Raw genomic sequence first — 22,641 nt, forward strand, 5'->3', positions numbered from 1 at the left:
GCCCGGCTAGGCTCGGCTCTCGTGGACGACGCCGTGGACCCGACCAGCCCCGCATCCCAGGAACCGCACGCACCGCACGAACCTGCGCAGCCGGTCGCGGACGAGCCGCCGCCTGCGGACGAGCCGCCGGCCGGTGACGGACGCGCCCGGCCGAAGACCGCCAAGAGCGAGCAGACCCGGGCCCTGATCCTGGAAACCGCGATGCGGCTCTTCCAGGAGCGCGGCTACGAGAAGACCACCATGCGCGCGATCGCGAGCGAGGCAGGCGTCTCGGTCGGCAACGCGTACTACTACTACGAGGGCAAAGAGTTCCTCATCCAGGGCTTCTACGACCGGATGACGCACGAGCACGCCATCGACGCACGCCGGCGGATGACCGGGCACACGGACTTCTCCGAGCGCCTCCAGTTCGCGCTGGACTCCTGGGTGGACTGCGCCGCGCCGTACCACGAGTTCGCCGCGCAGTTCTTCCGGACGGCGGCCGACCCGAACAGCGCGCTCAGCCCGTTCTCGAACGAGTCCCACCCGGCCCGCGAGACGGCGGTCCGGATCTTCCGCGAGGTGCTGGACGGCTCGGACCTCGGCCCGAAGATCGACCCCGAGCTGGACGAGCTGCTCCCCGACCTGCTCTGGCTGCACCAGATGGTCGTCGTCCTCTACTGGGTCTTCGACCGGACCGACGACACCGAGCGCACCCGCGCCTTCATCAAGCGCTGCGCCCCGTTCGTCGCGAAGATCGTCACCCTCTCCCGCTACCGGATATTCCGCCCACTGGTCCGCGACGCGGTCGACATGGTGCAGGAGTTCGTCCTGCCGACGATCGGCAAGACCGCCACCGCGAAGCCGGCCACACCGACCGGCAAGCGCGCCCGGCGCGGCTGAGCCGGCCGGCCGAGCGCAGCTCGCGGACAGGACGGTCAGAAGGTGTCCGGGTTCCAGGCCTTGAGCGGCGTGCCGAGCAGCCGGTCCAGCGCGAACGCGGCACCCGGGCGCCGCTCCTCGACCAGCGCCGCCGCGGCGAGCCGGCCGGCGGACTCGGCGCCGAGGTAGAGCGAGCCGAGCTCCCGTGCCGCGAGCGCGAGATCCGGGGCATCGGTGGTCGGCACCGCGCGGCCCGTGCCGTCGGCGGCCGCCTCGAGTGCCCAGCGCCCGGCGGCATAGCCGTCGGCGTCGGTGACCTCCAGGACCACCCGGCCCGCACCGCCGTACGTCCGGGCGGCGAAGGCGGCCGGGACGTCCAGCACCCGCAGCCACATGAAGTCGGCGTTCTCCGCGAACGGCGTCGCGGCGCGCGGGTCGTTGAGCAGCAGCGGCAGCGGGTCGTCGGGGCCGACGTTCTCCACGACCACCTTGCTGACCCAGTCGACCGAGAGCGCGTAACGCCAGAGGCTGACGGCGGTCGGCCGGTCCAGCGCGAGGAAGTCCTTCACCGTCAGCGTGCAGTCGGGGTAGCTGCCGTCCCACTGGTCCTTGATCGCGTAGACCAGCAGGCCGGTGACAGTGCCACCGGCGTCACGGTGCACGACCGCGAACGGCTCCTTGAAGTCAAACCCGGGCGCCGGGTTCGAACCGGTGGCCACCCCCCAGTGCGCCTCGTCGCGGATGATCGCGCCGACCTGGCCGCGCCGCCAGCGCTCGTGCAACTCGGGCCCGAGCGTGCCCAGTTCGGCCATGCTGATCAGCTCGATCCGGCCGCCCGGCGCCCCGGTCAGCTCCGCCCGCAGACCACGGGCCCGCTTGAGGTCGATCTGCCAGCCGTGCAGCCGGGTCGCGGGGCCGAAACCGAACCGACCGTAGATGCCGTACTCGGCGGCGATCAGGATCGCGACGGCCTCCCCGCGCGCGGCCGAGGCGGCGAGGTCGCGGCGCATCATCCGGCTCAGCAGGCCGCGCCTACGGTGGGTCTGGCTGACCGTCACGCCGGTGATCGCCGACACCGGCAGCAGCGCACCGCCCGGCACCGTCAGCTGCTGCGGCGTGCTGCGGAACGTGCCCACGCACCGCTCCCCGTCGAACGCGCCGAGCGTGCGGCCCGGGACGTACCGCAGCCGCCGGAACTCCACACCCTCCGGCAGCCCGGCGCGCAGGAAGCCGACGTTCACCGCCGCACCCCACGCGCCCAGCGTCTCCTCGGTGATCTCCCGGATCTCGATCCCATCGACCAGGTCGGCGGCGTGCGCGGCCCTCGTGGCAGGTACGGAAGCTACAGCGGTCTCGGTGCCCATCCACCCACCGTAGGACGGCGGCACGGACCTGGCACCCGATTTTCCCGCCGCCCGCAAGCAGCTCGTCGGCCCGGCGCCACGCTCCCCGCACCGACGTCGGCCGCCACACCGTGCCCGCTGGGCTTGCGCCGTGGCGTCAGGGGCGGGCGTAGAAGTCGGGCGGGCCCATGATCCACAGGCTGGCCTGTTTGATCTCGGCGCCGGGGCGTGGCGCCTCGATCATCTGGTCGTCGCCGAGGTAGATGCCCACGTGGTAGATGTCCGCCGGGCGGCCGGTGTGGCTCCAGAAGACCAGGTCACCGGGGCGCAGCCGGCTGTAGCTGACGGGGGTGGACTCGGCGAACTGGTCGGCGGCGAAGTGGGTCAGGCGTTTGCCGGCCTGGCGCCAGGCGAGCATGGTCAGGCCGGAGCAGTCGTAGCCGTCGGGGCCCTCGCCGCCCCAGATGTAGGGCAGGCCCAGCTTGGAGCGGGCGAAGTCGAGCGCGGCCTTGACGTCACCGGGCCCGGCCGCGTCCTCGGCAGCCGGTGGGGGCACGGCGGCAGCACTGGGAGCGGGAGTGGGACTGGGACTGGGGCTGAGGACGGGAGCGGGTGTGGGGGGCGGGTCGGCTGCGGCGGCCTGTGCGGCGGCTGCCGCCTTCGCGGCCTGCTCGGCCTGGGCGGCGGCGATCGCGTCCAGGGCCTTCTGGCGTTGGCGTTCCAGGTCCAGGGTGGTGTGCCGGGCCTCGGCCAGTTCGCCGAGCAGCCGCTCCCGGCGCCGGCCGAGTTCGCCGACCCGGACCTGCCGGGCCGTCAGCCGGGCCTGCGCCTGCTCGCGGGCCCGGTCGACGGACCGGGCGGCGCGCTCGGCGTCGTCGGAGGCGGTGCGGGCGGCCCGGTCGGCGGCGGTGGCCGCGGCCGCGGTGGCCGTCGCGGCGTCCAGGATCTGACGAGTGGTCCGGCCTGCCGCGCCGACCGCCTCGGCCTGCTCGCCCACCTCGCGCGAGCCGTGCAGGACGAAGATCGCGTTGATCGCCGAGAGCTCCAGGCTGGTGCCCTCGCGGTAGGTCGCGGCGGCCAGTGCGGCCGCGTCCTCGACGGCGGCGGACCGTGCGGCCTGCGCGCCGGCTGCTCTGGCGGCCGCGGCGGTGGCCGCCTCGCGGGCCCGGCCGAGCTTCACCTGGGCGCCGTCATAGGCCTCGACGGCCTGCTCGGCCTCCCGGTCGGAGTCGTCCAGCTCGTGGCGGGCGGCGGTCAGCTGGGCCTCAATCGCGTCGGCGGCGGCGGAGCGGCGGTCGGCCTCGGCCTGGGCGGTGGCGATCTCGGCGGTGCCGGGGTAGGGCTGCCCGTCGGGCGCCGGCTCGTCAGCGGCCGCCGAGGCACTCGGCCCGGGGCTACCCGGCGTGACGGTGGCCGAAGCGGCACCGCCCGAAGCCGCACCGCCCGGCTCGTCACCGCCGGGCTCGGCGGCTGCCGGCACGACGCCGGTCAACACGGCAAGCACCAACAGGATCACGGACAGCAGGCGGCAGGCGGGAACGGGACCAGTACGTGGCACCAGTGGAGTCCTCACGGTCCGAGACAACTATCCCATCACGTGACAATTCAGTCACTCGACGTAACAGTCTCAGACCTGACGAATGATCAGCGCCAGCCACGTACCCCCGTGTGGGTGAGATCGCAGACGAAGCACTCGGTCGGCGGGGCTCAGGAGCGCCGGCGCGGCCCGCGGCTGCGGTACGAGCGGACCCGGCCGGCCCGGACGGTGCGCCGGCGGCGGTACGCGGCGCGTTCGGCGGCCCGGGCGGCGAGCACCTCCTGGTGGCGCGCGTCCAGCCGGGCGGTGGCCCGGGCGGCCATCTTCTCGGCGAGGTGGTGGGTGTGCGTGTGGTGGGCCGGGACCTTGTCGGGGGCGCCGGCGATCAGGTCGAAGAACCAGGTCCTGGCCCGGTCCGCACGGGCGTGCAGCAGCCGCTCGCGGCGCAGTGCGCGGGCTCGGCGGCGCGGCCGGTCGGCATACCGCCAGCGTGCCCACGGGCTGGCCGGCCGGGCCAGCCGGACCGCGCCGATCCAGGAGAGGCCGGGCACCATGATGCCCAGCAGACCCGTCCACACCTTGCCCTTGATCAGTGCGATGACCGACATCAGGGCATTGACGGAGATCACCGCGACCAGTCCCCACCGCCCGCCGGTGTCCGCCGAGGAGGTGCCCGGCACCACGCCGAGCGGCACGTAGCCGGTGAGCAGCAGCGCGGTCAGCAGGATGCCGAGGATCACCGCGTCCACCGATTTGCGGCCCTGCGCGCTCCAGTAGACGTCCTCCAGGTGCAGGATCAACGCGAACTCGTCCAGCACCAGCCCGCAGCCGATCCCGAAGAGCAGCCCGAACCAGTCGAGCCACGGGTGGCCGCCGTTCGTCGCGAAGACCCCGATCCCCGACACCAGCAGGCAGCCGACCCCGAAGACCATGTGGTGGATGTGCAGTCCGCCCGGCGTGATGTTGCCCGGCCACCAGCGCACCTGGGCCCGGATCATCCGCACGCTGAACCGGATGAAGACGAACGACGTGATGAAGCCGACCAGCAGCAGGAAGAGCGGCTGCTTGTGCGCGGCCGTGATGTGCCTGCGGTATTCCTCCACCAGTCCGGCCAGGTGCATGAGCGGTGCTGCTTCCGGTTTCGACGGTTCGACGATCCGCGGGCCTGCGGTCAACGGTACGTACGGCTGGTACGTACAGCTAACAGCGGATCAGAAGCCGCGGGTACGCTTCGCCGCGCGGCGCGGCCCGGTCAGGTACGGCACCAGCCGGCCGGCGGCACCCTCGATGCCCGCGCCGGTCCCCGGAACCTTCATGAAGAGCCGGGCCACCTCGCCACCCAGGTTCACCCCGATCGCCAGTGCCATGGCCAGTGCGGCCGCCCGGCTGATCGAGACCAGACCCGCCGAGGAGTGCCCCTGGGCGAACGCGAGCATGCCCAGGTAGAGCGCGGAACCGGGCATCAGCGGGCCGAGCGCCGCCGTCACGTACGGCAGCGAGGAGGCGTAGCGGTAGCGGGCCATCAGCTGACCGAAGAGGCCAACCACGCCGGCCGCTATCCCGGTGGCGACGATCGGCGAGATGCCCGCGTTGTGGACGAGCACCCCGTAGACCGACCAGCCGATCCCGCTGTTGAGGGTGACCAGGGCGAGCGTGCGCCGGCCGGCCTGCAGCAGCATCGCGAAGAAGAGCGTGAGCAGCATCGCCGCGACCAGTTGCACCGGCGGGTTGTAGACGCCGACCAGCGTCTCGCTCGGCTTCAGGTGGGCGTCGAAACTGACCCCGACGTACAGCACCAGCATCACGCCGATCACGATGCCGGCCACCAGGTAGACCACTTCCAGCAGCCGGGCCGCGGCGGTGATGTAGAAGCCGGTCAGACCGTCCTGCACGGCGGCGACCAGCGCCCGCCCGGGCAGCAGCGCGAAGAGGCCACCGGTGATCGCCACCGAACCGCGCAGCCCGGAGCTGTTCAGCGACAGGATGATGCCGCAGCCGGCGGCCGGCATCGCGGCCAGCACGAACTGGTAGAACTCCGGCAGCCCGCGGCTGGCCACCAGCGAGGCGAGCCGGTCGCCGATGATCGCGGCGACCACGGCGTTGATGAAGACCAGCCAGGCCCGGGCGTCCACCTGACCGCCGACCAGGAAGGTCGCCGCACCGGCGAGCAGACCGGCGGTGACCGAGAGCAGCCAGTTCGGGTACGGGTGCCGGTTGCGGCGGATCACCGCGAGCCTGCGATAGGCGTCGTTGACCGAGATCTTCTCGGCGGTGATGTCCGCGACCAGCCGGTAGACCGCGGCGAGCCGGGTGTAGTCGGAGGTGCGGCGGCGCACCACCCGCGCCGAGGTGACCGGCGCCTCCACCAGCGAGGGCTGGTAGGAGATCGAGATCAGCGTGAAGGTGACCTGCGGCTCACACCGGTCCAGCGCGTAGGCGTGCGCCACGCCGAGCATCGCGGCCTCGACGTCCTCCGCGCTCTCGCCGCTGGCCAGCAGCAGCTCGCCGATCCGCAGGGTGAGGTCGAGGATCCGCGGCACGTTGCGCGCGATCGCCTCGGACTTCACCCCGCGCGGGGTGCGCTCGAAGGCCGGGCGCTCGGACATCGGCGTGCGCAGCAGCGTGCGCATCCGGTCCGGCCACGGCGCGGCGCCGGGTGCGCCGGCCCGCAGGGTGGCACCGCCGATGCCGCTCGGAGGGTGGTAGCCGACGGCACGCCAGACCTCGGGGGTGAGGGTGTCCTCCGAGCCGCCGCCGAGCTCGGCGAAGGCCTCGAACTCCTCGGTCGGCGTCTCGACCGAGAACTCCACGGTGGAGGTGACCGCCTCGGTGAGCTCGTCGGGACCGGGGTGCCCAGCCTGCTCAGCGTGCTCAGCAGCGGTAACGGTGTCAGGCTCGGCCGGCTCGGGTGCCGGTGACGGCGGCTCAGCGTGGCGGAGCAGACCCTCGGTCTCCTGTGGGAGCGGCGCGAGCGGGATCAGCTGGACCTGGTCGGCGGGCGGCGCGGCGTTGCCGAGCAGGCCGGAGGTCGGCGGCGCCTCGGCGGGCCGGACGGGAGTGGCGGGACCGGTGTCCGGGGTGGTGGACCCGGTGTCGGGGCCGCCGGACGCGTCCGGCGGTGCGGCCGAGCCTTCGGCGCGCCGAGCGGCCGCCTTCCAGCCATTCCGCCTCGCGCCCGGTCCGCTGCCCTGGCCACGGCCCCGGCCCCGCTTAGACACTGCCGCACTCCTCCGGGGTGGCACGCCACCCGCTCACTTGCTCGTGATCTTCGGCTCCACCCTGCCTGAAGCCGAACCGCCATGCATATGGTCGGACCGGCAGTTTGGGGCCGCAGCGATCAATCGGGCGGAAATGCCCGAGAAGCAGAGGATACGTTCCTCAGTGGACGAGATGGTTATCAGTTGTCTGACCATCGGCTGAATGGTTCGCTGAAACACCCTCAGCCGGCCGCCCGGCCCGGTGCCACCCGCCCCCACCGCCGACACCGGCACCAGCACCAGGAGCGGCACCGGCACCGCCGCTTCGGCGGGCCCGCAGCAGTTCGACGGCGACCGGCAGCACCGAGACCAGCACGATGCCGACCAGGATCAGGTCGATGTGGTCCCGCACGAAGGCCACCTGCCCGAGGAAGTACCCGAGCAACGTGACCCCACCGCCCCAGAGCGCCCCGCCGAGCAGGTTGAAGAGCACGAAGGTCCGGTAGTTCATCCGGCTGACGCCGGCCACGATCGGCGTGAAGGTCCGCACGATCGGCACGAACCGCGCCAGCACGAGCGCCTTCGGCCCGTGCCGCTCGAAGAAGGCGCCGGCCTTCTCCACGTTCTCCTGTTTGAAGAGCCGCGAGTCCGGCCGGCGGAAGAGACTCGGCCCGACCCGGCGACCGAAGAGGTACCCGACCTGGTCCCCGGCGACCGCGGCCGCGACCACGAGCAGGCAGACCAGCCAGAGCGGCCGGCTCAGGTACTGGCCGTGCGCGACCAGCAGTCCGGTGGTGAAGAGCAGCGAGTCGCCGGGGAGGAAGAAGCCGATCAGCAGCCCGGACTCGGCGAAGACCACGAGCAGGATGCCGAGCAGCCCGAACGTCGATATCAGCGAGGTCGGATCGAGCCAGGACGGCCCGAGCGCGAGGCCGGCGGTGGCGAGAGGGGTCACGGCGGGCACTCCGGGCGGGTCTCGGGGGCGTCGTCCCTCGATGGTAAAGCATTGGCAAAGTCCGCCGGAGTCCCCTGTCGCTGCCCGCGCCACCCGTCGCGCCGCGCGGCCACCCGCCGCGTCAGAGGCCGTAGCGCTCGACGGCCTCCTCGTGCCTGGTGGTGTCCGCGCCTGCGGCCTTGGCGAGGTCGAGCCAGGTCAGCGGGTGCTCCCAGTCGGCGGTCAGGGTGCCGAGCAGCGCGTCGGTGTCGGCGGCGGAGGCGGTCGGCGGGACGCCGAGGGCCGCGTAGATGCCCGGCAGGCCGGCGTCCCCGTCGGCCGGATCGGTGATCAGGTACTGCTGGCCGCTGTAGGCCCAGAGGCCGTAGCCCGCCTCGCCGACGGCCGTGCGCAGTGCGTCCCAGGCCTCCGGCCCGGGCCAGGCGCCGTCGAGCCAGTAGGTGGTGTAGCCGGCCGGGTCGAGCAGGGTGACCAGGCCGAAGGTGGGGCGCCAGTTCGCGCGCTCCTCGGCCGGCGCGTCCTCGGCCGGGGCCGCCTCCAGGAGTGCGGGATCGACGACCACGACGTCGCGGTGGTTGAGCGGGACGTCCTCGCCGAGGACCGGCAGGATCCGGGCGGTGGCCGGGCCGGTGCGGACGGCGGGCAGGTCGGTGGTCGCGCCGTTGCTGCGCCGCGCCCGGACGGTGACGAGCTGCCACTCCTCCTCGATCGGGCCCTCGGCCTGCTCGAACTCCAGGCCGAGCCGGGCACCGGCCTCACGGACCGTCGCCCAGTCCCGGTTCGCGGTCGCGGAGACGAGCAACTGCCAGAGGTCGCGCGGCCGGACGAGGCGGTGCTGCTCGTCGGGCCCGGCCAGCTCCGCCTGGTCGGCGGGCAGCCCGTGCACCAGCAGGTCCCGGTAGAACTGCTGGGCCTTCGCGTGATCGCCCAGCTCGGTCGCGGCGCCGGCGGCGAGCCGGCGCGGGTTGATCCGGTCCGGCTCCAGCGCGAGCAGCGCCTCGCACTGCTCGATGGCCTCGGCCCAGCGGCTCTCCGCCTGTGCCCAGCGGGCCCGGATCCAGTGCGCGCGGACCGGCTGATCGACGGCCAGCCGGTCGGCCAGCCGGCGGATGCCATCGTCGTCACGGGCCTCGATCAGCACCGAGCTGAGCATCCCGACCAGGTCCTGGTGGCCAGGGTCCTGCTCCAGACGGCTCCAGAGGAGTTCGGCGGAGGGCTGGTCGTGGCCGAGCGAGGCGAGCAGCCCGGCCAGGTTGAGCAGCAGGTCGGTGGCGCCGGGCGCCCGGTCGGCTGCGGAGTCGTCCTGGGCGTCCTGGGCGTCCCAGGCGGCGGCCAGCAGGTCCAGGTCGGCCTCAGGGTCGTAGTCGGCCGTCTCGTCGCGGGAGCCGAGCCACTCCAGCAGCTCACCGGCCGGCACCGGCAGCGCCGGCACGGGCAGTTCGAGCGCGGCCGCCCGCAGCTCGGCGAGCTGCCCGGCCACGTCGTCGGTGCGGCGCAACAGCGCCAGCTTCCGCTCGCCGGTGGCGACCAGCGCCAGCGCCACCTGGCGGGAGCCGCGCCGCACCGCCAGCCGGCCGGCGACCAGCGCCAGGTCCAGGCACGGCCGGTGCGAACCGGCGGCGTCCAGGTAGGAGACCCAGCCGGCCAGCCGGGCGCCGAGCCGGGCGTCGTTCCCGTACCGCCCGGCGGCGACCAGCCGCTCGACGGCGTCCGCCCAGCGGTGCCGTATGTCGGCGAACGCGTCGGCCTCCTCGGCCGGCGGCAGCTCGGCCAGCGCCTCGTCCCAGCGGCCGAGTGCGGCCAGCGCGCGGGCCCGGTGGACGCCGAGCTTGCGCAGGTCGTCCTCGTCCAGCGTGTTCCGGGCGGCGGTGTAGGCCTGCTGCGCGACGTCCAGCGCGGCGAGCGCCTCCTCGTACCGGCCGAGGCGGTAGAGCGCGGAGGCCCGGCCGTGGCCGAAGGCGAGCGAGACCGACTCGCCGGCCGCCTGGATCCGGGTCTGCGCCCGGTCCAGGTGGGCGAGCGCGGCCTCGGCCCGGCCGTCGTCCTCCAGCGTGTCGGCGTACTCGCGGGAGAGGCAGTCGAAGCAGGCCCGGGCCGGCTCGACCCGCTCCAGCGTCTCCTCCAGCACGGCGAGCCGCTCGGGGACGTAGCCGGGGCCGTCGATGTTGGCGTGGCAGATGGTGAAGTCCTGCACCGCGCAGACGGACTGCGGGCAGCCGGCGGTCTCCTCGCGGTGCGCGAACTCCAGCAGCGAGACCGCCTCGGTCATCGCCCGCTCGCCCTGGTGGCGCTTGTTGAGGAGGTTCTGCAGCCGCCAGTGCCGCAGGAAGACCTCGGCCCAGGGCAGGCCGAGCGCGCGGGCGGAGGCGAGCGCCTCCGGGTACATCGCGTCGAGCTGCTCGTTGCGGCCGTCGACGGCGTGGCCGGCGATCTCGACCAGCGCGGTGGCCAGCCGGTGCTGGCCGGCCTCGGTCAGCCGGCTGTGCGTGTCGTAGACCCAGCCCCAGATGTCGGTGGTCATCGGCCGTTCTCCCCCGGCTCGTCGTTCGGGTGCGACTGGTCGTTCGGGTGCGACTCCACGGCGCTGTCGCCGAACGGGTCGCCGTTGCCCAACAGTGTGCCGAGGTCCACTGACAGATCGCCGGGCGGCGGGGCGGTGAGCGCGGCGACCGCCGTACCGACCCCGGTCAGTGCCGCGCCGAGGTCGCCGGCCGCCGAACCGGTGGACCCGGTCGCCGCCATGATCACCTTGAGCGAGCGGAGCAGCCCGGCGGCCGTGCTGGCGCCGGTGTGCCCGGCGCGGTAGGCGCGCAGCAGGTCCTGGACGGCCGGGGCGGCGGTGTTCAGGTAGAGCCGGGCGCGGACCGCGCCGTCGGTCCGCGCGGTGAACGCGCGGGCCAGGCGCAGCGCGGCCGACGGGATCCGGGAATCCGCCTCGTCGTCCTCGATCCGGGCCTTCAGCTCCGCCTCGCGGTCGGGGACCAGCACCAGCGGCAGGCTCGGCGGATCGAACCGGGCCGGCACCAGCTGCTCGCCCGGCTCGGCCAGCGCCGCGGCCAGCCAGCCGAGCTCCTCGGCGGGCAGCGGGTGCTCGGGGTCGCGGAACAGCTCGCGGTTGCCGCTCTCGCTGCCGAGTTCGACGATCCGGCAGTCGCGCAGCTGCGCGTAGCGGCGCAGGAACGGCAGCACGGCGTACCGGTCACCGCGCGCGATCGGGACCTGCATCGCGCGGTAGAGCATCTCCTCGAAGCCGCCGCCGGAGCCGAGCGCGACGTGCACCGCGCCCTGGCCGGCCGCGCGCAGCGCACCCGCCGTCAGGTCGCCCTGCGAGGTGGGCACCGGGACGTCGTCGGCGAGCAGCGTGAAGAGCCGGTCGTCACAGAGCGCGGCGCCCAGCAGGTCCTGGCCGTGCCGGGCCAGGATCCGGCGCCAGGCGGCGGGGTGCAGCCGGGCGGTCTCGTACAGCCCGTTGACGATGGCGTCGGCGAGCGCCTGCTGCAGCGCGCGGTAGTGCTGGTCGCGCTGCAGGTCCTCACGGCTGGCGGTGGGGGTGAGACGGTTCGACTCGACCACGCCGCCGATGAACCCGGCCCAGCTGGGCAGCAGGTCGCGGGCGTCGTCGGCGAGCAGCATGCCGCGCAGGTAGACGGCGAGGTCGCGGTTGTCGCTGCTGCCGTAGCTGGCGCCGTCCTGCACCCAGAGCAGGCCGACGGCATCGGTAGCCGGGTCGGCGGGCTCGAACGGGAACGCCGTCAGCGGCTCGAAGCGGCGGCCGAACGAGGTGGCGAACTCCATCCGGGCGGCGTGCCGGCGGTGCTCGGGGACCGGCTCGCGCCAGGGCACGGCGATGTCGTTGACCGGCTGCTCGTCGTCGCCGACGTAGACCGGGACGCTGAGCAGGACGCAGTACCGGGCCAGGACTTCGCGCAGCGCCTGCTCGTCGGCCAGGTGCGCGTGCTCGGCCTTCAGGGTCAGCTCGACGACCGTACCCGGGGCCGGGCGGGGCGCGGCGGGCTCGACGCTGTACTGCTCGCCGCCGCGGCTGCGGTAGCGGTGGCAGAGCTCGGGCTCGCGGTGCGAGGTGGTCGTGACGGTGACCTCCTCGGCCACCGAGAACGCGGAGAGGAAGCCGAGGCCGAAGGCGCCGATCAGCTCCTCGTTGCCGGTCAGGTCGCGCAGCAGCCGGGTGTAGCCGGTGCCGACGGTGGCCAGGTAGGCGTGGATCTCGGGTTCGGTCAGGCCGGCGCCGGTGTCCTCGATCGCGACGGTCCGGCGCGCCGCGTCGGCGCGCACCCGGATCCGCGGCTGGTGGCCGACGCCGTCCGGGTCCTCCAGGCGGCGGCGGGTGTGCGAATCGTGCGCGTTCTGCACGAGTTCGCGCAGGGCGACCAGGGGGGTGGAGTAGAGATGGGTGGCGAGGACGCTCACCAGGCCACCCAGGTCGACCTCAGTGGTGCGCAGGTTCTCCGGACCGTCTGACATGAGGCCCCAGTCTGCCAGTCTGACAATCGCCCGACCACCACTTAAACCTTCTACGGTGGATTTCCTGGTGTTATGACCCCATTGAGCGAATTAGCCCTTCATTACTGGCAGTCGGGCGGCCGACCGGGTGATGCTGATCTCGCGACGTCAGACCCCGGCGCATTGGGGCGGCCACCCCGAAGGCGCCAACTCGCAGCAGTACCAGTACTCCTAGGGAGACCATCGTGTCCCGTACCCGTGTCCTCACCGCCGTCACCGCGCTCGGCGCCTTCCTCGTCATCGGCATCGGCACCGCCCAGGCCGACAACGGCGCCGGCGCCGCCAATGGCTCCAACAGCAGTGTCGTCAGCAACGTGGGCACCGCGAACGTGGTCGGCGGTGTGACCGGAAACGGCAACTTCAGCCAGCAGACCGCCACCGGTTCGGGTGGCAGCAACCAGAACAGCACCACCGGGGTGGCCGGCAACTCGGGCACCGTGGCCACCGAGCAGGGCAACCTCGGCTTCCTGTACGCGGTGCACTACGCGCCCGCGGCCGGCTGATCCGGTTCAGGCGACGGGGCGGGCCCTCTTTGGGGCTCGCCCTTTGCCGCAGGTTCGTCCGTCGCGGGTACGTCGGTGGTGGGTTCGCCTTCCGCGGGTTCGCCCGGTTCGGGGAGGCCGAGCACGGCGCGGGCCAACCGCACCAGCCCGGGCGCGAGTTCGGCGGGCGGCGGGCCGGTGCGGTTCCGTACCGCGTCGTTGACCAGCGCGAACGCCGCATGCACCCGGATCCGGGCCTCGGCCTGGTCGTAGCCCGGGCGGACCTGCTGGAGCCGCCCGACCCAGATCCGCAGGAAGTCCCTGCGGAAGTCCAGCGCGACCCGGCGGTCCGGCTCGGCCAGCCGCTCGGTCTCGCTCACCATGGCACCGAGGTAGTGATGGTGCCGCCGGGCGAACTCCACATAGGCGGTGAGCCCGTGCTCCAGCGCCTCGGCCGGACCGGCACCGGTCGCGGACAGCGCGCCGACGACCTGGTGCCAGAGCCGCTCGCGGCAGCGGACCAGCGCGGCGGCCAGCAGGTCGGCCTTGGCCGGGAAGTGCTTGTAGACGCTCGGCCCGGCGATGCCGACGGCGGCGCCGAGCCGGTCGGTGCTGACGTTGTCGAAGCCGCGCTCGTCGAAGAGCCGGACGGCGGCCAGCAGCAACTCCTCGCGGCGGGTCGCGGGACCGGCCTCGGGGGTGATCCCGAGGGCGCTCCGGGAAGCAGCGGGGGCGGCGCGGCGCACCGCCGGATCACCGCCCGGCCGAGGCCCGGCCGCGCCGGCCTCGAAGAGCGCCAGCAGCAGGTCGGCGAGCAGCCGCTCGAACCGGCGGCGCGGTGGCGCGAACGTGTGGTACGACAGGCTGCCGGCCGCCGAGAGTGCCGACCAGATCACCAACTCTGCCTGTTCCGAGGGAAGTTCCCGGTCGGCGGCGATCAGCAGCCGGGCCGCCGTGCGGACCTCGGCACGCAACGCGCGCCGCAGTTCGGCGCGTTGGACCGGCGGCAGCAGGCGGGCGTCGCGCTGCCAGAGCGTGCCGAGCGCGCGCTGGTCCACCGCCACCGCGGCCAGCGCCTCGGCCAGCGCGACCGGCCCGATACCGGCAGAGTCGCCGGACGGGTCACCGGCAGGGCCACCGGACGGGCCACCGGACGCGTCGGCGCGCTCGGCAGTCGTGCGGACCGCTCGGGCGACCGCCGCGGAGAGCTCCGCGAGGCCACTGCTCACGGCTTGGCGGAGCAGCTCGGGCTTGCCCCGGAAGTGCCGGTAGAGCGCGGGCGCGGTGATGCCGACCGCGGCGGCCACCTCGGCCATCGCCACCTGGTGGTAGCCGCGCCGGTGGAACTGCTCGGCGGCCACGTGGAGGATCTGGGTCCGCCGACCGCGCGGACGGCGCGCGACTGCGGAAGCGGAAGCAGCGGAAGCAGCGGGAGCCGTGGGAGCGACGGCGATGACGGCGACAGGCGCAGTGGGCGCGACAGGCACAGCAGGCGCGGCGGACACGACCGGCACGCCCGCACCGCCGGCCCGGCTCGGCCGGGCCAGGGGCGCCCGCGCCGCCTGCCGTTCCATCCGAACCCTCCTGGAAGCCGCCTCGGAATCGGCTACCAATGATTCACTTAAACCCTCTGCAGGTCCACCGCCACAAGCCCGCTGATCGCAGCGAACCGGCCGGAGAAGGATCCGCGCCGACTCTGGACAGGAAAGCTACTGGCGATTAACTTAGCCAGCGATCAACCTGGCACCGAAGGGAGCGCCGCCGTGCGCCGGACTGTGTACAACGAGGACCACGAGGCGTTCCGGAGCACCATCCGGGACTTCATCGCCAAGGAGGTCGTCCCGGTCTACGAGAGCTGGGAGGAGAAGGGCCACCCGCCGCGCTCCTTCTACAACAAGCTCGGCGAGCTGGGCATCTTCGGCATCGAGGTGCCCGAGGAGTTCGGCGGCGCGGGTGAGACCGGCTTCAAGTACCAGGCGATCATCACCGAGGAGGTCGCCCGGGCCGGCGTCAGCTTCGGCTCCTCCGGTGTGCACACCGGCCTGGTGCTGCCGTACCTGCTGGAGTACGCCAACCAGGAGCAGAAGCAGCGCTGGCTGCCCGGCTTCATCACCGGCGAGATCATGACCGCGATCGCGATGACCGAGCCCGGCACCGGCTCCGACCTCGCGGGCATCACCAGCACCGCCAAGCTCTCCGAGGACGGCACGCACTACGTGCTGAACGGCGCCAAGACCTTCATCACCGGCGGCGTGCTCGCCGACCTGGTGCTGGTGGTGGCCCGGACCAGCCCGTACGACCCGGCCAACCGCCGGGCCGGCCTGTCGATCCTGTGCGTGGACACCAAGTCCGAGGGCTACGCGGTCGGCCGCAAGCTGCAGAAGATCGGCCTGCGCACCTCCGACACCGCCGAGCTGTCCTTCACCGACGTCAAGGTCCCGGTCGCCGACCTGCTCGGCGAGGAGGGCAAGGCGTTCAGCTACCTGACCCACAACCTCGTGCAGGAGCGCCTGGCGATCGCGGTCGGCGGCTACGCGGCCGCGGCCGCGGCGGTGGACTTCGCGCTGGCGTACGTCAAGGACCGCAAGGTCTTCGGCCAGGCCGTCGCCGACTTCCAGAACACCAAGTTCACCCTGGCCGACTGCAAGTCCCAGGTCACCGCGATGCAGGCGATGGTGGACCAGGCGCTGGAGCTCTACCAGCAGGGCCAGCTGACCGTGGCCGACGCCGCCGAGGCGAAGCTGTTCTGCACCGAGGCCGCCTCCGTCGTGATCGACAAGTGCCTCCAGCTGCACGGTGGCTACGGCTACATCCTGGAGTACCCGATCGCCCGCCTCTACACCGACAACCGGGTGTTCCGGATCTACGGCGGCACCAGCGAGGTCATGAAGACCATCATCGCCAAGTCGCTCGGCCTGTAAGGGCCACAGCCTCGGCGGTGCATCGGGGCGGCCACCCCCACGAGCACCACGGTCGCCCCCCGGCGGCGGACTGCCCCCAACAGTCCGCCGCCGCTGTGTTTCCCCGTACCTCACTGCGCTACGCCGCACCGCGCCCCGGCCCTGCCGCGCCCCGGACCCACTGCGCCCCGGACCCACTGCGCTCCGGGGCCCACTGTGCTCCGGCCCCATCGCGGTCTACGATGCCGTGTCACTCTCGGTCACTCTCGCAGTGAGGACGCCGATGGCCATCCCCGCACCGCCCGACGACTCGCTCGCCACCGTCACCCGGGTGCAGGCCGCACTCTCGGCGCCGGGCGCACCGTTCGCTGCCGCCGAAACGCCGTCCGGCCTGCGCTACGTCAGCGGCCCCGCCGTGCTGCGCGACGTGCTGACCGCCGCCCGCGCGCACGGGGACCGGCCGTTCCTCGTCCTCGACGACGCCGTCCTCAGCCACGCCGGGCACTACGCGGCCGCCGCGGCGCTCGCCCACCGCTACCTGGACCGGTACGGGCTGCGCGCCGGTGACCGGGTGGCGATCGCGATGCGGAACCTGCCCGAGTGGCAGGTCGCGTTCTGGGCCACCCAGCTGGCCGGGCTGGTCGCGGTGCCGCTGAACGCCTGGTGGTCGGCGGGCGAGCTGGCCGTCGCGCTGGACGACTGCACGCCCGCGCTCGTGGTGGCCGACGCCGAGCGCGCCGAGCGGATCGAGCCCTGGCTGGCCCGGCGCACGCCCCGCCCCTGGCTGCTGACGGTGGGCCGGCCGGGGCCGACCGACGCCGAGGACACCGCGCGGCCCGAGCGGTCCGATCGGCGCGAGCGGTTCGAGGACCTCCCGGCAGCACCGGATGGCGTGACGGCACCCGAGGTGGCGATCTCGCCCGAGGACGACGCCACCATCATGTACACCTCCGGCACCACCGGCCGCCCCAAGGGCGTGGTCGCCACCCAGTCGGCCTGGTGCGCCGCGGCCGTGAGCCCGCGGTTCTTCGTCGCCACCTCGGCGCTGTCGGCCGGCCAGGATCTCGCCGCGCTGCCGCCGCAGACCGCACTGCTGACCTTTCCGTTCTTCCACGTGGCCGGGTTCACCACGCTGTTCGCGCTGATGGCACGCGGCGGCACCGCCGTGCTGATGCGCAAGTGGGACGCCACCCGGGCCGTCGAGCTGATCGACCGCCACCGGGTCACCCTCTACAGCGGCGTCCCCACCACCGCGCTCGGCCTGCTCGACGCCGCCGACACGGCTGGAGCCGAGCTCACGAGCCTGGTCACGATCGGCACCGGCGGCTCCGCGGCACCGCCCGAGCTGGTCCGCCGGATCGTCCGCCGGTTCGCCGGCCGGGTCGAGCCGCGCAACGGCTACGGCCTGACCGAAACCTGCGGCGGTGTGCTCGCCAACGTCGGCGCCCGCTACCTCGCGCACCCCGACAGCATCGGCCGCCCCTCCCCCGCGCTGGCCGTGCGGATCGCCGGTCCGGCCGGCGAGCGGCTGCCGGCGGGCGTGGTCGGCGAGCTGTGGCTGCGTGGGCAGGCGGTCTTCCGCGGCTACTGGGAGAACCCGCAGGCCACGGCCGAGGCGTTCAGCGGCAACTGGTTCCGCACCGGCGACCTGGCCTTCCTGCGGGACGGCGAGGTCTACGTGGTGGACCGGCTGAAGGACGTGGTGATCCGCGGCGGCGAGAACGTGTACTGCGTCGAGGTGGAGGGCGTGCTGTACGACCACCCCGCGGTCGCTGACGCGGCGGTGCTCGGCATCCCGCATCCGATGCTCGGCGAGGAGGTCGCCGCCATGGTCCGGCTGCTGCCGGGCGCGAGCGCGGACGCCGAGGAACTGCGCCGGCATGTCGCCGCCCGGCTGGCCGCGTTCAAGGTGCCGACGCACGTGCTGCTGCGCAAGGAGCCGCTGCCGCGCAACGCGACCGGCAAGCTGCTCAAGCGCGAGCTGCGCGCGCAGATCGCGGCGCAGCTCGGCTGAGGGGCAACGGGGACGGGCCACGCATCGACGCCCGTGGCCCGCGCCTCGGCGGGCCGGGGCGCGCTGGGCCGGGCAGGTGGACCGGGCCGGTGGGCCGGGACGGTGGGTCAGTTCACCGAGGCCGCGTCGCGCCAGGCGTCCAGGCCGGCCTGGGAGGCGGCCCGCGCCTGGGCGAGCGTGCGGGCGGCCCGGTCGCCCGGGTTGGTCTCCAACTGCCGGTACCAGCCCCGGCCGGCCGTCGCGAGCGCCGTGCAGACCAGCACCGTGCCCAGCAGACCCGCCACCGCCCCGGCCCCGCCGAGCAGCAGCCCGGCACCGAGCAGCTTCCGGTTGGGCTGGAAACCACCGAAGCCGAAGACCCTCTGATTGTTCGCCATGGGCCCACCTTCGGCGCCCGGCGCCGCGCCCGCACGCCGGGCGCGGCCGGCCGGATGACATCGGGTCACACTCCGGCCGCCGCACGCTCAGGCCGTCTCGGGCTCAGGCCGCCCCACTCTCAGGCCGCCGCGGTCGGCTCCGCTGACTCCGGCTCCGCCGGCTCCGGCTGCGCCTGCACGCTCTCCGCGACGATCTGCAGCCCGCGGAAGAGGTCGCGACCGCTCGGCACCAGCTGCGGCGCGACCAGCCACTGGGTGGCCAGCCCGGCCAGCATCGCCTGGTAGAACGCGCCCCGGGTCAGCTCGGTCTCGTTCTCCTCGACCTCGGTCCTGCCCTGGAAGAGCGCGGCGAGCCCGAGGCGGGCCTGCCGCTGGACCGGCTCCAGCGCGGCCTTGAGCTCCGGCAGGTGGTCGATCTGCGCGATCATCTCGAACTGCGCCGCCCAGAGCCCGCGGTGCTCGTCGAAGGTCTCCAGCACCCGGTCCCAGCTCCGGACGAACCGCTCCTCGGGCGTGGCGTCCTCCAGCCCGGCGGTGGCCAGCGCCGCGCCGAGCTTCTCGCCCCAGTCACCCATCGAGTCGATCATCGCCGTGTTCATCAGCGCGTCCTTCGACCCGAAGTGGTAGCCGATGGCGGCGAGGCTCACCCCGGAGGCGGCCGCGATGTCCCGTGCGGTGGTGCGGCCGTAGCCCTTCTCGTACAGGCAGCTCTTGGCCCCGGCCAGCAGGGCTTCTCGGTTTCCCATGAGCCCGATGCTACGGCAGATCCGTACGTACGTCTCGCACATCTGACTAAGACTTCCGTTCTAGACAAGCGTCTCAAACGCGCGTACGGTCTTCCCCATGACCGCAACCACCGGCCGCGCCGGCCTCCGCACCTGGGCAGGACTCGCCGTCCTGCTGCTTCCGACACTGGTCCTCTCCATGGACATGGGCGTGCTCTTCTTCGCCGTTCCGTTCATCAGCACCGGCCTGCGGCCCAGCGGCACCCAGCAGCTGTGGATCATGGACATCTATTCGTTCCTGCTCGCCGGGCTGCTGATCCCGATGGGGGCGCTCGGCGACCGGATCGGCCGGCGCAAGCTGCTGCTGATCGGCGCGGCCGGCTTCGCCGCAGCCTCCGGACTCGCCGCCTACTCCGGCGGGGCGAACCAGCTGATCGCGGCGCGGGCGCTGCTCGGCGTCGCCGGGGCGACCCTGATGCCGTCCACGCTGGCGCTGATCCGCACCATGTTCAGCGACCCGAAGCAGCGCCAGGGGGCGATGGCCGCCTGGACCGGCGCGCTCACCGGCGGCGCCACGCTCGGGCCGGTGGTCGGCGGACTGATGCTGGACCACTTCTGGTGGGGCTCGGCGTTCCTGCTCTCGATTCCGGTGATGGGGCTGCTGCTGCTCGTCGGCCCGTTCCTGCTGCCCGAGTACCGGGCACCGCGCCAGGGCTCCTTCGACCTGCTCGGCTCCGGCTTCGCGCTGGCCTCGGTGCTGCCGGTGGTCTACGGCGTGAAGACGCTGGCCATCGACGGCCTGCAGCTGGTCCCGGCGCTGGTGCTGGCGGCCGGGCTCGTGATGGGGGCGCTCTTCGTCCGGCGCCAGCGGACGGCCGCGCACCCGCTGATCGACCTGAGCCTGTTCCGGATCCGCACGTACAGCGGTGCGATCACGGTCAATACCGTGGCCATGTTCGCCATGATGGGATTCACCCTCTACACCTCGCAGTACCTGCAGCTGGTCCGGGGCATGAGTCCGCTCACCGCCTCGCTCTGGGCGCTGCTGCCGAGCCTCGGGGTCGGCGCCGCGGTCGGCGCGTCGGGGGCGCTGGCCGGCCGGGTCCGGCCGGCGGCGCAGATGGCCGGCGGGTTCCTGGTCGGCGCGGCCGGCTTCGCGCTGATGACGCAGGTCGGCCCGCACTCGCCGCTGGCGCTGGTGCTGACGGCGGCCGGACTGCTCGCCGCCGGCACGGTCGGCACCATGACGCTCACCGCCGAACTGGTGGTCTCCGCCGCGCCGGTCGAGCGGGCCGGTGCCGCGTCCGCGACCTCGGAGACCGCCAACGAGCTGGGCAGCTCGCTGGGCATCGCGGTCCTCGGCGCGGCTGGCGCCGCGGTCTACAAGTCCCAGCTGGCGGGCAAGCTCCCGGCCGACCTGCCGAGCTCCGCGGCCCGGACCGCGCACGACTCGCTCGGCGGTGCGCTGACGGTCGCCGATCGGCTGTCCGGCCCCGCCCGGGACGCGCTGCTCGGCACCACCCGGGACGCGTTCGCGAGCGGCATGCACGTGGCGGCCGTGGTCGGCGTGGTCTGCCTGCTCGGCTCGGCGCTGCTCGCACACCGGTTGATGCGGCACCTGCCGAAGGCCGGCGCCACGAGCAGCGCGGACGGCGCCGGCGCCGACTCGCGAGAGGACGACTCCCGGGGTGCCGACTCGCGTGAATCGGCCCTGGCCTGATGGCCCTTCAGGGACTGTGGCAACGGGCTGTCGGTACTCCCGGATCTCCCGGGAATGCCGATGGCCCCGCGGCCTGTTGCCGCCCAGCAGGACCGGCGATCTCCGACGAACTCCAGGGGGAAACAGTGGCTGACGGAATCAACGTCGAGGGCACGGTCGCGGCCGGCTTCGAGGCGGTCCGCGAGGAGTTCGCCGCCGTGCTCGCCGAGCTACCGGAGGATCCCGGCGCGCAGCTCGCGGCCTACCTGAACGGGCGCCAGGTGGTTGACCTGTGGGCGGGGGAAGGCGTCGGCGGCGACTCGCTGACCGGCGTCTTCTCGATCACCAAGGGAGCCGCCCACCTGGTCGTCGCACTGCTGGTGCAGGACGGCGTGCTCGAACTGGACCGCGCGGTGGCCGACTACTGGCCGGAGTTCGCCGCCGAGGGCAAGGGCGCACTGACGCTGCGCGAGCTGCTCGCGCACCGGTCCGGGGCGATCGGGGTGGACGGCGGCTTCACCGTCGCGGAGCTGGCGGACGACCGGCTGATCGCCGCCCGGCTGGCGCCGCAGCGGCCGTTCTGGGAGCCGGGCACGGCGTACGGGTACCACGCCCTGGTGATCGGCGCACTGACCGGCGAGGTGGTGGTCCGGGCCACCGGGCGCACGCTGCAACAGCACTTCGAGGAGCGGATCCGGGCGCCGCACGGGCTGGACTTCTACCTGGGCCTGCCGGAGGAGCTCGAACCGCGCTTCCTGGAGGTCCTGCCGGCCCAGCCCGACGCCGAGCAATTCGCCGCAGCCAGACTGCCGGTGGTGCTGCCGGGCAGCCTGCTGGCCGTCGCGTTCAACCGGAACACAAAGTCGGCGATGAGCGTGGATCAGTTCCCGAACCGCCGGGAGTTCCGGGCCGGCGGCCAGGCCTCGACCGGCGGGGTGGGCAACGCCCGCGGCATCGCGGGGATGTACGCGGCCGCGATCAGCGGGGTGGACGGCCGGGCGCCGCTGCTCAAGCCGGAGACGGTCGCCGAGTTCAGCCGCGTCGACTGGCCGGGCATCGACGTGGTCACGAACGATGCCGATCACTTCGCGCTCGGCTTCGAGACCGCCGGCCTGCGCTACCCGTTCCTCGGCCGGAGCGCGTTCGGCCACGCCGGCGCGACCGGCTCGCAGGCCTTCGCCGACCCGAGCAGCGGCCTGGCCTACGCCTACACCCGACGCCGCTTCGCCTACCCCCCGGGCGGCGGCTCCCCCGAGAACGATCGTCTGGCGGCAGCCGTGGCCGCGGCGGTAGCCGCCACCGCCTGAGGCACGCCGGCATTCGTGGCCGCCCGACCCGCCCGGCCGCACTCGGCACGCCCGGCACAGCCAGCAAACCCGGTGGAATCGGCTACGGACAGCGGCAGCCCCGACACGCCGTGCCACGGGGCGACACGCCTCGCCCGCCGCGTGGCCGGCCGACGGCAACGTTCCTGCTCAGCCGCCGAAAGCCGCCGGCGCGGGCCTGGCGGCGGAAATCCGGACCTTCGACTCTAGTGGTCCAGACCACACAGACTCGGGCCGGACTGAACCAGCCTCGGTCACCTGCTCTTTGACCACCGTTTCCCGACCGGTGTATACGATCCCCGCCGCGGCCAGGCATACTGGCGGGTGTCGGGCAGCCCTGTCCGGCTCTGCAACGGCGAGTAAACCGAAGGGACCGGTGGTCAGGGATGTTCCGCAACGGTCTGGAGCCCTGGCACCTCCTGGTGGTGCTGGCTATTGTCATCCTGCTGTTCGGCTCCAAGAAGCTGCCGGAGATGGCGCGCGGCCTCGGCAAGTCCATGCGCATCCTGAAGGCCGAGACCAAGGCCATGCGTGAGGACGACGGTCCCGCCGACGGCACCGCCAACTCGACCGCGGCCGAGCAGACCCGCCCCGCGGTGGAGCCGGTCTCCGTCTCGAAGGTCGACGAGCCCACCAGGACGAACACGCCCAACAGCGCCGCCTGATCGGTCACGTTTTCCGAAGCCCCTGATCCACCGTAGCCCG

General features: G+C 73.4%; 17 protein-coding genes. 7 read left to right on the plus strand and 10 right to left on the minus strand.

The window, feature by feature from the left end; genetic code table 11:
• Positions 1–21: 21 nt before the first annotated feature.
• Positions 22–882 carry a TetR/AcrR family transcriptional regulator gene (locus AC060L_RS18115; RefSeq protein ID WP_483799811.1) on the plus strand — a complete coding sequence of 287 codons (861 nt, stop codon included), beginning with the start codon at positions 22–24 and terminating at the stop codon, positions 880–882.
• Positions 883–917: 35 nt separating this feature from the next.
• Here AC060L_RS18115 and AC060L_RS18120 read toward each other — a convergent pair whose 3' ends face one another.
• The 7 genes from AC060L_RS18120 to AC060L_RS18150 form a co-directional block, all read right to left on the minus strand.
• Positions 918–2,225: a GNAT family N-acetyltransferase gene (locus AC060L_RS18120; RefSeq protein ID WP_483799812.1), complete on the minus strand. Its 1,308-nt coding sequence runs from the start codon at positions 2,223–2,225 to the stop codon at positions 918–920.
• A 136-nt stretch (positions 2,226–2,361) separates the two neighbouring features.
• On the minus strand, positions 2,362–3,762 hold the full coding sequence (locus tag AC060L_RS18125; RefSeq protein WP_483799813.1) for a C40 family peptidase: 1,401 nt from the start codon (positions 3,760–3,762) through the stop codon (positions 2,362–2,364).
• 149 nt (positions 3,763–3,911) lie between these two features.
• On the minus strand, positions 3,912–4,862 hold the full coding sequence (locus tag AC060L_RS18130) for a hypothetical protein (RefSeq protein WP_483799814.1): 951 nt from the start codon (positions 4,860–4,862) through the stop codon (positions 3,912–3,914).
• Positions 4,863–4,952: 90 nt separating this feature from the next.
• Positions 4,953–6,959: a threonine/serine exporter family protein gene (locus tag AC060L_RS18135; RefSeq protein WP_483799815.1), complete on the minus strand. Its 2,007-nt coding sequence runs from the start codon at positions 6,957–6,959 to the stop codon at positions 4,953–4,955.
• A 160-nt stretch (positions 6,960–7,119) separates the two neighbouring features.
• Positions 7,120–7,893, minus strand: a complete 774-nt coding sequence (locus AC060L_RS18140) for a DedA family protein (RefSeq protein ID WP_483799816.1) — start codon at positions 7,891–7,893, stop codon at positions 7,120–7,122.
• Between the two features lie 121 nt (positions 7,894–8,014).
• Positions 8,015–10,414, minus strand: a complete 2,400-nt coding sequence (locus AC060L_RS18145) for an ATP-binding protein (protein ID WP_483799817.1) — start codon at positions 10,412–10,414, stop codon at positions 8,015–8,017.
• Positions 10,411–12,375: an ATP-binding protein gene (locus AC060L_RS18150; RefSeq protein ID WP_483799818.1), complete on the minus strand. Its 1,965-nt coding sequence runs from the start codon at positions 12,373–12,375 to the stop codon at positions 10,411–10,413. The genes AC060L_RS18145 and AC060L_RS18150 overlap by 4 nt, the downstream gene beginning before the upstream one ends.
• A 224-nt stretch (positions 12,376–12,599) precedes the next feature.
• On the opposite strand from AC060L_RS18150, the gene AC060L_RS18155 reads away from it, so the two are divergent.
• Positions 12,600–12,917 (plus strand): hypothetical protein, encoded by a 318-nt coding sequence (locus AC060L_RS18155; RefSeq protein WP_483799819.1) that lies wholly within the window; start codon positions 12,600–12,602, stop codon positions 12,915–12,917.
• Here the strand turns inward: AC060L_RS18155 and AC060L_RS18160 are convergent.
• Positions 12,896–14,257: a TetR/AcrR family transcriptional regulator gene (locus tag AC060L_RS18160; protein ID WP_483799820.1), complete on the minus strand. Its 1,362-nt coding sequence runs from the start codon at positions 14,255–14,257 to the stop codon at positions 12,896–12,898. The two genes, AC060L_RS18155 and AC060L_RS18160, sit on opposite strands and share 22 nt — an antisense overlap.
• A 402-nt stretch (positions 14,258–14,659) precedes the next feature.
• Here AC060L_RS18160 and AC060L_RS18165 point away from each other — a divergent pair, with 402 nt between their 5' ends.
• Positions 14,660–15,817, plus strand: a complete 1,158-nt coding sequence (locus AC060L_RS18165; RefSeq protein ID WP_483799821.1) for an acyl-CoA dehydrogenase family protein — start codon at positions 14,660–14,662, stop codon at positions 15,815–15,817.
• A gap of 262 nt (positions 15,818–16,079) precedes the next feature.
• Entirely contained in the window at positions 16,080–17,810 is a 1,731-nt protein-coding gene (locus AC060L_RS18170) for a class I adenylate-forming enzyme family protein (RefSeq protein ID WP_483799822.1), read from the plus strand.
• A gap of 107 nt (positions 17,811–17,917) precedes the next feature.
• Here AC060L_RS18170 and AC060L_RS18175 read toward each other — a convergent pair whose 3' ends face one another.
• Together AC060L_RS18175 and AC060L_RS18180 are read right to left on the minus strand one after the other, a co-directional pair.
• On the minus strand, positions 17,918–18,187 hold the full coding sequence (locus tag AC060L_RS18175; protein WP_483799823.1) for a hypothetical protein: 270 nt from the start codon (positions 18,185–18,187) through the stop codon (positions 17,918–17,920).
• A gap of 119 nt (positions 18,188–18,306) precedes the next feature.
• Positions 18,307–18,933 carry a TetR/AcrR family transcriptional regulator gene (locus tag AC060L_RS18180; protein ID WP_483799824.1) on the minus strand — a complete coding sequence of 209 codons (627 nt, stop codon included), beginning with the start codon at positions 18,931–18,933 and terminating at the stop codon, positions 18,307–18,309.
• Positions 18,934–19,030: 97 nt separating this feature from the next.
• On the opposite strand from AC060L_RS18180, the gene AC060L_RS18185 reads away from it, so the two are divergent.
• The 3 genes from AC060L_RS18185 (at position 19,031) to tatA (ending at position 22,601) form a co-directional block, all read left to right on the plus strand.
• Positions 19,031–20,632 carry an MFS transporter gene (locus AC060L_RS18185; RefSeq protein ID WP_483799825.1) on the plus strand — a complete coding sequence of 534 codons (1,602 nt, stop codon included), beginning with the start codon at positions 19,031–19,033 and terminating at the stop codon, positions 20,630–20,632.
• A 125-nt stretch (positions 20,633–20,757) separates the two neighbouring features.
• On the plus strand, positions 20,758–21,918 hold the full coding sequence (locus AC060L_RS18190; RefSeq protein ID WP_483799826.1) for a serine hydrolase domain-containing protein: 1,161 nt from the start codon (positions 20,758–20,760) through the stop codon (positions 21,916–21,918).
• 404 nt (positions 21,919–22,322) lie between these two features.
• Positions 22,323–22,601 (plus strand): Sec-independent protein translocase subunit TatA, encoded by a 279-nt coding sequence (gene tatA, locus AC060L_RS18195; RefSeq protein ID WP_483799827.1) that lies wholly within the window; start codon positions 22,323–22,325, stop codon positions 22,599–22,601.
• The last annotated feature ends 40 nt before the right edge of the window (positions 22,602–22,641 follow it).

Source organism: Kitasatospora sp. NEAU-69 (assembly GCF_057158765.1).